This is a genomic window from Allobosea sp. P1_A7 (assembly GCF_056406775.1).
The window spans coordinates 1-9774 of record NZ_JBFTZN010000219.1 but is presented as its reverse complement, the minus strand read 5'-3'; the positions used below and the strand labels follow the sequence as shown (position 1 = coordinate 9774).

Genomic DNA, 9774 nt, shown 5'->3' with positions numbered 1-9774 from the left:
TCCTCAAGGCACCGAACGCGTTCTTTCACGCCTCGGCCCTGACGCCCGGTTTCGGCCGCTACATCGTGCCGCGCAAAGCCGTCGAAAAGCTTGGAGCCGAATTCGGCCGCGCGCCGATCGGCAGCGGGCCGTTCGAATTCGCCGAGTACCGGCCGCAGGAATCGATCGTCCTCAAGTCGAACAAGGATTATTTCCGCGGCGCACCGCCGACCGCGACCCTGCGCTTCCGCTACATCCCGGCCGACAATGCCGCGACAATCGCTTTCATCGGCAAGGAGATCGACCAGACCAGCGGCCCGCGCGAACCGCGTTGGGTTGATCAGATCCAGAAGGCCCGGAGCGATGCCCAGATCAGCATCATGCAGCCCGGGAGCCTGCAATTCCTCCACTTCAACATGAAGATCAAGCCGCTCGACGACGTGCGCGTGCGCCAGGCCATCGCCTATGCAGTCGATCGCAAGGTCTGGAAATCTGTGTTCGGCGTGGTCCACGGCCCGCTGCCCACGATCGTCCCGGAAGAGTTCTACGGCGCCCTGAAGACAGCCGATATCCCCGCCGAGCTTCGCTACGATTACGATCCGATCAAGGCCAAGGCCCTGCTGGCGGAGGCCGGCCACCCCAACGGCTTCAGCATCGAGGCCTTGTCGAGCGAGCGCTCCGACTACAAGCAGAACATGCTGATGGTGCAGGACATGCTGCGCAAGGTCGGCATCGACGTGAAGCTCAAGATCATGGACCATGCGAGCTATCACGCCGCCATCCGAAAGGACGAAGGCACGATCGACATGCTGTCGACGGCGATCGCGCCGACGGCGCCCGCCGTGATCAACGAGTTCCTGCATTCGGCCGCGGCGGTCGGCAAGCCGGCATCGTTGCGCAATTTCTCGCATTACGGCGAGATCGGCGGCAGCGTCGACAAGCTCGTCGACGAGGCCGTCGGGTCGATCGATGTCGACCGGCAGCTGGCGCTGCTCAAGGAGGCCMAACTCCAGATCCTGCGCGACATGCCGGTGCTGCCGCTGCAGACCCAACCCCTGGTCAGCGCGATCCAGGGCCATGTCGACCTCGGCTACAAGCCGCTCACCGGCTTTGGCCAATACGAATACGCCACGGCGCGGCGCGTAGCCCGCTAGGGCATCGGCCTGAAACCTGGAGAGCGGTTTTCGGGACAGCCGATGCAAACACAAGAGGTTGGATCACTGGGCGGATACGACATCCGGTCAGATGATCGAGCGCCAGGCGCCGGTGGCTTCATGCCGCCGGCCATGCCCTGAAAGGTTTGCGAGACGATGGGGCGGTTCGTTCTCAAGCGACTGGCCGATGCAATTCTGACCGCCTTCCTGGTCTTCTCCTTCGTCTTCTTCGCCATGCGGCTCCTGCCGGGCGATCCCGTCATCGCCATGCTCGGCGACCGCGCCAATGCCCAGACGATCGAGAATGTCCGCAGGACACTCGGGCTCGACCAGCCGCTCCTCGTCCAATACGGCCGCTTCCTCTGGGGGCTCCTGCATCTCGATCTCGGCCGCTCGCTCGTCAACGGGGTCGACGTCACCGCGACGATGCTGCGGCACCTGCCCTATACGATCATGCTGACGCTCGCCTCGACCGTGGTCGGCATCCTGATCGGCGTGCCCGTGGGCGTCGCCTCGGCGATGCGCCCGAGTGGCGGCGTCGATCATTCGAGCCGGCTCGTCTCGCTGTTCGGCTCGGCCCTTCCGGATTTCTATCTCGGCCTCATCCTGCTCATCGTGTTCGGGCTGAAGCTCGGCTGGTTTCCGCTGCTCGGCGGTGGCGACACGCCCTTCGACCTGCGCTACCTCGTCCTTCCCGCGATGACGCTCGGACTGCTGAAGGGCTGCGGCCTGATGCGCCTCACCCGCACGGCCGTCCTCGACGTCTCGGGCCGCGACTATGTCCGCACGGCTCGCGCGCTCGGCACGCCGGAGCGGGTCGTGGTCTGGAAGCACATCGTGCGCAACGCGCTGATCCCGATCACGACGCAGCTCTCACTCATGATCGTCGCCACGCTCGGCGGCACCATTGCGATCGAACTCGTCTTCAACCGGCCGGGCGTCGGGCAACTGCTCGTCGGCGCGGTGACCGCCCGCGACTACAGCCTGATCCAGGGAGGCCTCGTGCTTCTCTCGGTCCTCGTCGTGCTGGTGAACCTTGCAACCGACCTGCTCTACGTGGTCATCGACCCCCGCGTGAAGGGAGCCTGACATGMTCGATCGCGTCTTCCTGACCATCGCCGCCGCCATCCTGCTCCTGCTCCTGGTCGTCGTTGTGTTCGCCCCCTGGCTCCAGACGCATGACCCGCTGCTGCAGGACTTCGCCGCGGCCGATCAGGGTCTCTCCGCCGCGCATTGGCTGGGTGCCGACGAATATGGCCGCGATATCTTCTCTCGCCTGATMGAGGGAGCGCGCCTGTCGATTACGATCGGGGTGGCCGCGCCGATGCTGGCCGCCCTTGTCGGCATCAGCCTGGGCACGGCGTCGGCCTTCTTCGGCGGCTGGGCCGAGGCGATCGTCACCCGCCTCACCGACATGATGATGTCGTTCGATCCGCTCCTGCTCGGCGTGCTGATCGTCGCCTTGCTCGGCCCCGGCGTGCAGAACCTGTCGATCGCCATCGCGGCAGCGCTCGTACCGTCATTCATCCGCCTCTCGCGGGCCTCGGCTCTGTCGGTCAAGCGGGAGGCCTATGTCGACGCATCGATCGCCATGGGGCGCGGCAAGTTCGGCACCATTGGAATGCATGTCCTGCCCAACATCGCTGGCCCCCTCATCGTCATGCTGACGATCTGGATCGGCTCGGCGATCCGCCTCGAGGCATCGCTCAGCTTTATCGGGCTCGGTGCCCAGGCTCCGGCCCCGTCATGGGGGAACATGGTGCGCGAGGGTGTTGCCGACATCTTCGGCTCGCCACTACCGGCCATATTTGCGGGGCTCGCGATCACGCTGACGGTCCTGGCCTTCAACATCCTCGGAGACCGCTTGCGCGACCGCCTCGATCCCGACCGGGTGACCGGGCGATGACGCCGCTGCTCTCCATCCGCGACCTCCAGGTCTCCTTCGGCGCGAAAAACGGCCCGGTTCAGGCGCTCCGCGGCGTCGATCTCGATCTGCACGCTGGCGAGTGCCTCGGCCTCGTCGGTGAATCCGGCTCCGGCAAAAGCCTGACCGCGCTGGCAGCGCTTGGCCTGCTGCCGGAAGCCGCCACCGTCACGGCCGGCCGCGTCATGTTCGATGGGCAGGATCTCCTGACCCTGCCGCGCCAGTCACTCGATGCGATCCGCGGTCGCCGCATCGGCATGATCTTCCAGGAGCCGATGACGGCGCTCAACCCGATCATGACCGTGGGCGAGCAGATCGGCGGGCCGCTGCGCCGGCATCTCGGTCTCTCCCGCGCAGTTGCACGCGCCCGCAGCATCGAGCTTCTGAGCCTCGTCGGCATTCCTGCGCCCGACAAGCGCGCCGCCGCCTATCCGCACGAATTGTCCGGTGGCATGCGCCAGCGCGTCATGATCGCGATGGCACTCTCCTGCGATCCGCAGGTCCTGATCGCCGACGAGCCGACGACCGCGCTGGACGTCACCATCCAGGCGCAAGTGCTCGACCTGCTGCGGCGGCTGCGCCAGGAACTAAATCTTGCCGTGGTCATCATCACCCATGATTTCGGCGTGGTGGCCGAACTKACCGACCGTGTCGCGGTGATGTATGGCGGCCGGGTCGTCGAGGAGGCGACGGCCCTTCGCCTGTTCGACGCGCCGAGCCACCCCTATTCGGTCGGTCTGTTGGCTGCGACGCCCTCGCTGGAGACACCGTCCGTGCGGCGGTTGCCGACGGTCGGCGGCGCCGTGCCGCATCTGACGGAGATGCCGACGGGTTGCGCCTTCCACCCCCGCTGCCCCGAGCGCTTTGCCCCCTGTGCCAGATTGGTGCCGCCSCTGGAGCAAATCGAGGATGGTCACCTCGCCGCGTGCTGGGCGCGGCAGAACCAGCCGCAAGAGACGCCACAAGCGGCAGCGATGAGCGCGGGCGCGGCACCATGAGCGAACCTCTCCTGCGGCTCGAGGACTTGCAGAAGACCTTCGGCCGGGCTCCTGGCGGCATTCGGGCCGTCGACGGGGTGTCCCTTGATCTCCATCCCGGCGAGACGCTGGCCCTTGTGGGCGAATCCGGCTGCGGAAAATCCACGCTGGCGCGGCTTGTCCTACGCCTGACCGATCCTACCGGCGGGCGCATCCTGTTCGAGGGGCAGGACATCGCCGGCTTGTCGCAGCCCCGCATGAAAGCTATCCGCCGCGATTTGCAATTCATCTTCCAGGATCCGTTCTCGTCACTGGACCCGCGCATGCGGGCGGGATCGATCGTGACGGAACCGCTGGCAGTGCATGGCCTCGTTTCGCAGCGGGGCGAGCGAACCAGCGCTGCGGTGCGATTGCTTGAAGCCGTCGGCCTCAGTGCCCGCCATATCGGCCAATGGCCCCGCCAGTTTTCCGGCGGGCAACGCCAGCGCCTGGGCATCATCCGCGCCTTCGCGATGCGGCCGAAGCTCATCGTCGCCGATGAACCTGTCTCCGCTCTCGACGTCTCCGTGCGTTCGCAGGTCATCAACCTGCTGCAGGATCTCCAGGACGAGCAAGGCACCGCCTATCTCTTCATCTCGCATGACATGGCGAGCGTGAAGCACATGGCGAGCCGCGTAGCCGTGATGTATCTTGGGCAGATCGTCGAGATCGCGCCGAAGAGCACCTTCTTCTCGGCCCCCCAGCACCCCTATAGCCACGCCCTCCTCTCGGCCGTGCCGATTTCGCACCCGGCAAAAGTCCGGGACCGGATCCTGCTGCCGGGCGATCCACCAAGTCCCGCCGCGATCCCCAAGGGATGTCGCTTCCATCCGCGCTGCCCGATTGCGCAACCCCGCTGCAGGACGGAGGTGCCAGAGGCGCGACCGGTCGGCGAAGGGCATCTGGTGGCCTGCCACTTCGCATCTCCTTGGCCGCTCAGCGGCGGTGGCGGACGCCCACAATAAGATCGTTGAGTTGGAATTTGCCTGTAAGAAAACGGCGCCGTTGGCTGTGAACGGCCTGGGATGCCCCGGAGTTGCCCGTGACGCTGACCAAGATCCATTCAAGTGACAGACTTAGTCTGTCGCAAGATAGGCGGTAGCCGCCGCTTCCAACGCTCCCCAGCAGRCAGAGCCCCGCTATTCCCGTAGCGCCGGCGCACCTTTGGWACTTCGGACGATACCTCCCCCCGGTCCGCGGTGAGCGCGTTCGATGCCTCCGGTGCCTGAACGAAATCTTCTGGATCGTCACGCTTCGGTGTCGATCTCTCGATCGACGGCATTTCCATCAGTTCCGGGGCGGGAGCTTTTGCGAGCGCGGGCAGGATCCGCTGAGCCTTCGCAGGTTCAGGCGAGGCCGGGGTGACCGGCTTGGGTAATCGCTGCGGATCGATCTGCTGCGATCCGGGCTCTTGTTYGTTCGCGGAGACCTTCAGATCTAGGGTACCCCAAATAGATGGGTGCGGCTTGCTTTGGACGCGGCGCGCCTGTTTAAATTCAACGGTGAAAGGCTTCTGGGGCGGCTTCATTGCTTTAGATGTCGCTCGATACTTTCATTGCCCGAATTGGGCTTGCAGGGATTACCGTTGTCTACGGTTATCCCTGTCGCCGGTCCAGATGCTTCGCAGGTACGCCGAGGCTCGATCGCACCTTGCCAAGAAGATGGGGCTTGGTCAGCAAAGGCGGAAGCGCTCACGGGCTGCCTAACAGCCGTCGAAATCGGAATGTGCCATCAATCAAAAGCCGCTCGGCGGAAAACATCGGGCGGCTTTTAATTTTCAAACTTTAAGGTTAGCCGCAGACTCTTTGCCACTGCGACGGTCGGCCTCCAAATCATAGGTGACCTTCTGACCTTCAGCTAAACCCCGAAGACCAGCGCGCTCCAAGGCAGTCGCATGGACGAAAACATCCTTACCACCTGTGTCTGGAGCGATGAATCCATAACCTTTGGTTTCGTTGTACCACTTGACCGTTCCATTCGCCATTTTTGTTCCTATCGCTTTATTGTGACAACCCAACAAAGCGTAAAGTACCCCTCACCTTTTGCAAAGCGTCAGTATCAATCACTTTCTCCGACGTTTATCTGTGCGTTGGGAGCGGATTTTAGCCGACCCCTCTAATGTTGCTTTAACATTGGATTTGCCCTCTGAATTATTGCTTCGCTCGGCGGGTTTTGGTGTGCCAATATCGCCTTTTTGCAGCAATTGGCTCGCAATAACAAATCAATGACTACAAAGAACAAGCGGCAATTCGCGGCGGTGTGTTAGCGAAGCTGCAGAATCTATGCGTTTCGTAGCCGTCTGCGACAGAAGTACCTGTGTTCAACATGTTCTCCCGAAAGCTGCGAACTTCGAAGCCAGGCATGGTCGCTACTCGCCTGGAAGACTTCCTCGACATGATCACCACGGCAGCTTCGATTAGCGCCAAACTTGGTGGCGGCGCTGACCGCTTGGTCGAGAACAAATTGGCATTCCACGCTGCTATTTGGGCAGCTGCGGATGCTTATGGGCAACTGCTCGGCGCCTCAATAGAAGAGACCACTGAGGGTGTTCAGCTGTATCTCAGTCGCTACGGCGACGCAGAAGAGACGCTCAAGACGATGCTAATAAGTTTTATGCTGCCCGAATTCGCTCCGTTGGTTCGGGCTACTGGCGAAGCGATCTTTGCAATCCGCGCCGAGGCTTCAGATAACGGCCTGGAACTGCGTCGCTTGACGGAGCTGGCGGAGCTAATCGCCGATTTCAAAGCGTGCCCTCAGGGCGCCAACTGATCCAAGCCCTCCGCGAATACCTGCAGATTTTCGCGAATACGCCACGGATTTTGAAACTACCCTCGAAAAAATCTTGAATTATTAACCATACTTCGGCCATCCTCGCCAAATTATCCGCTGCGAATCGGAGTTTACCATGCGCGTTTTATTAATTGAGGACGACGCATCGATCGCGCAGAGCATCGAGATGTTTCTCAAGCTGGAGAACATCGAAGTCACCAAGACAGCCTATGGAGCCGATGGCTTCGCCCTCGCTCAGGCGGCGCCGTTTGACCTGATAATTCTGGATCTCGGTTTACCAGACATGCCAGGAATTCAGGTGCTCACGAAACTCCGAGCATCATCCATCAACACTCCTCTGATGATCCTCTCGGGTATCAATGAGGTTCAACAGAAGGTCCGTTCGCTGATTGCAGGGGCGGATGACTACCTGACAAAGCCATTCCACCGAGACGAATTTCTTGCACGCCTGCGGACTTTGGTGCGTCGCTGCAACGGGACCGAAAACCGCACGGTCCGGGTCGGAGACCTCTGCATCGATCTGGATTCAAAAACGGTTGACGTCGCCGGGAAGCCCGTTCGTTTGACTGGCAAGGAATATGAGATCGTTGCGTTCTTGGCGAGCCGCCGTGGGTTCACCCTGTCAAAGGAAATGATCCTCAATCACCTTTACGGTGGGATGGACGAGCCCGAACTCAAGATCGTGGACGTCTTCATCTGCAAGGTGAGACGGAAAATCGCAGATGCATCGGGCGGAGCGAACTACATCGAGACGGTTTGGGGACGCGGCTACATGTTGAACAATGCCGAGCCATCCCTCCAAATGGTTTCCTAAGGCCGATTCTCTGCTGTCTTCGCGGATAGCTTGTCTCGGTCGCGCGGGCAGCTTGGCCCGGCTGAGCTGACGCCGGGCGCGCTTCAGCGCTCGCATCGGTGTTGCGGCTCATCTCCATGCCAACCACCTTGCCGAGTTCTCTGCCAGTGATCGGTTGCAGATTGGCGAAACTGAATCTGAGTCAGTGGCAGACCAGCGGTTGGTTGCGGCGCTGCCTACACCATTCGTATCGCGGGGCGCAGAAGATCGCCGATGCCGTGCGCGACGCCCCGCAGCACGACAAGCTCGGCCTCAACACTTTCTCGGGCTCCGGCATGTCAATTGCCTTTGCGAAAGGTCGCGGCGAGGCAGCGTGTTATCGATACGCGATTGGCGGAGATTTATATTGGCGTTACATCGTCATTCGACAGCAATTCACAGTTGAGTTGTTGTACAGACGGTAATCGCCAGCCGTCATGCTTCATGTTTGGCCTCGACAGCCTTGTGTTTTCGGGCAATTCCTTCCCGGCGGGTCTTCGGATACGCGCATCCGGCGGCTCAAAAGATGCAATCTTCGGGGATGCGACTATGGCGGCCGGAAACGTGAAATGGTTCAATACTGAGAAGGGTTTCGGGTTAATTCAGCCTTCGGATGGCGGCAAGGACGTGTTTGTACATATCGCGGCCGTGAAAGAGGCTGGCATGATGACTCTGACAGAAGGGCAGAAGGTAGCGTTCGATTTGAAGACCGAGCGCGGTAAAACAGCCGCAGGCTCGCTCCAACTCCTCTGATCACTCCAAGCCTCGCAGTAAGGGGAGAGCGGGTAGTAATTCAAAGCCTCTTGCGGGCTTCAGCGCCCGTGGGAACCCGAGAGCCACTTCAAAAACGCGGGCGCGCCGAATTGAAGTCCAGCTGGTATTTGCGCATCTCCTTGGTGTCGTCGCGCACTCGAATGCCGCAATCGAGATACTGCTGGTGTAGGCGCTTCAACGCCGTACGGTCCAGCCGCACGCCGAGCCCGGGTCCATCCGGCGGCGCAAGCGAGCCGTTCTCGATCTGGAGCTTGCCACCCTCAATCACCTCCTCGACCTGCCACGGGTAGTGTGTGTCGCAAGCATAGGCGAGGTTGGGGATCGTTGCGCCGACATGAGTCATCGCTGCCAGGCTGATGCCCATATGAGAATTCGAGTGCATCGAGATCCCGAAGCCGAAGACACGGCCGAGATGGGCCAGATGCTGGGTAGCGCGCAGGCCACCCCAATAATGGTGGTCGGACAGAACGACCTGAACGGCATTCAGGCGTATCGTTTCGGGAATATGACCGAAGGCGATCGTGACCATGTTGGTGGCGAGCGGCATCGGCGCGAATGTCGCGACCTGCCCCATCTCGGTGAGCGTCCTTGTCGGGTCTTCGAGATATTCGAGCAGCCCGACCAACTGCGGCATCACCCGCCGCGTCGTCTCGACCGACCAGCCGCCATTGGGGTCGATCCGCAGCGGGTGGTCCGGAAACGCCTTGCGCAGGTGCCGGAGCGTCTCGATCTCGAAATCGGGTTCGAACACGCCGGCCTTGAGCTTGATTGAGCCGAAGCCGAATTCCGCCACCATCCGGCGCGCCTGCTCGACCATCTGTTCATGGCTGAGCGCCTCGCCCCAATCATCGGCAGGATAGCCGGGATCATCCTTGTGCCGTTCGAACTTGTAGAACAGATAGGCGCTGTAGGGCACGCGGTCACGCAGCTTGCCGCCGAGCAGGTCGTAGAGCGGCCGGCCGGTGAGTTGGCCCTGCAGATCGAGGAAGGCGACTTCGAAGGCGGAGAGCGCCGAGGCGCGGGCCTTGTCGCCTGCGGGTGCAAAGGTTTGGCCGGGGTCGGGATTATCGCCCACCGCAGCATAGACGACCTGCGTCAAGCCATTCAGGTCGAACGGGTCGAGACCGATTAGCCCCGCCTTCGCCTTGTCGAGATTGGCCAGCGTCTCCAGATCGCCATAGCTCTCCCCGAGCCCGACATGGCCCTCCGCGGTTTCGACCTCGATGATGCTGCGCAGGGCCCAGGGTTCGTGCACGCCGTTGACGTTGAGGAGCGGCGGGTCGCGGAAGGCGATCGGAGTGACAC

At 61.9% G+C, this 9774-nt stretch carries 10 protein-coding genes; 8 read left to right on the top strand and 2 right to left on the bottom strand.

Annotated elements, in window-relative coordinates; all coding sequences use genetic code 11:
• From AC1D34_RS27905 to AC1D34_RS27885, 5 genes are all read left to right on the top strand, one after another.
• Window positions 1-1133, top strand: a 1133-nt coding sequence (locus tag AC1D34_RS27905) for an ABC transporter substrate-binding protein (RefSeq protein ID WP_476825948.1), incomplete at its 5' end; no start/stop codon positions are given.
• 156 nt (window positions 1134-1289) lie between these two features.
• Window positions 1290-2222, top strand: a complete 933-nt coding sequence (locus tag AC1D34_RS27900) for an ABC transporter permease (protein WP_441492639.1) — start codon at window positions 1290-1292, stop codon at window positions 2220-2222.
• Window position 2223: 1 nt separating this feature from the next.
• A complete protein-coding gene (locus AC1D34_RS27895) occupies window positions 2224-3039 on the top strand; it encodes an ABC transporter permease (RefSeq protein ID WP_476825947.1) in 816 nt (271 codons plus the stop codon).
• Window positions 3036-4055, top strand: coding sequence for an ABC transporter ATP-binding protein (locus AC1D34_RS27890; protein ID WP_476825946.1), 1020 nt, complete (start codon window positions 3036-3038; stop codon window positions 4053-4055). The genes AC1D34_RS27895 and AC1D34_RS27890 overlap by 4 nt, the downstream gene beginning before the upstream one ends.
• Window positions 4052-5038, top strand: coding sequence for an ABC transporter ATP-binding protein (locus AC1D34_RS27885; protein ID WP_476825945.1), 987 nt, complete (start codon window positions 4052-4054; stop codon window positions 5036-5038). The genes AC1D34_RS27890 and AC1D34_RS27885 overlap by 4 nt, the downstream gene beginning before the upstream one ends.
• Before the next feature lie 812 nt (window positions 5039-5850).
• Here AC1D34_RS27885 and AC1D34_RS27880 read toward each other — a convergent pair.
• Window positions 5851-6057 carry a cold-shock protein gene (locus AC1D34_RS27880; RefSeq protein ID WP_441480550.1) on the bottom strand — a complete coding sequence of 69 codons (207 nt, stop codon included), beginning with the start codon at window positions 6055-6057 and terminating at the stop codon, window positions 5851-5853.
• 332 nt (window positions 6058-6389) lie between these two features.
• Between AC1D34_RS27880 and AC1D34_RS27875 the strand changes: the two genes are divergently transcribed.
• The 3 genes from AC1D34_RS27875 to AC1D34_RS27865 all read left to right on the top strand — a co-directional run bounded on the left by AC1D34_RS27875 (window position 6390) and on the right by AC1D34_RS27865 (window position 8448).
• Window positions 6390-6842, top strand: a complete 453-nt coding sequence (locus tag AC1D34_RS27875; RefSeq protein ID WP_476825944.1) for a hypothetical protein — start codon at window positions 6390-6392, stop codon at window positions 6840-6842.
• 136 nt (window positions 6843-6978) lie between these two features.
• Complete coding sequence (locus AC1D34_RS27870) at window positions 6979-7677, top strand: response regulator transcription factor (protein ID WP_441492634.1); 699 nt, start codon at window positions 6979-6981, stop codon at window positions 7675-7677.
• Between the two features lie 567 nt (window positions 7678-8244).
• A complete protein-coding gene (locus AC1D34_RS27865) occupies window positions 8245-8448 on the top strand; it encodes a cold-shock protein (RefSeq protein WP_476825949.1) in 204 nt (67 codons plus the stop codon).
• Window positions 8449-8536: 88 nt separating this feature from the next.
• On the opposite strand, the gene AC1D34_RS27860 is transcribed toward AC1D34_RS27865, so the two are convergent.
• Window positions 8537-9774: glucarate dehydratase family protein (locus AC1D34_RS27860; RefSeq protein WP_476825943.1), on the bottom strand; the 1238-nt coding region annotated here is incomplete at its 5' end.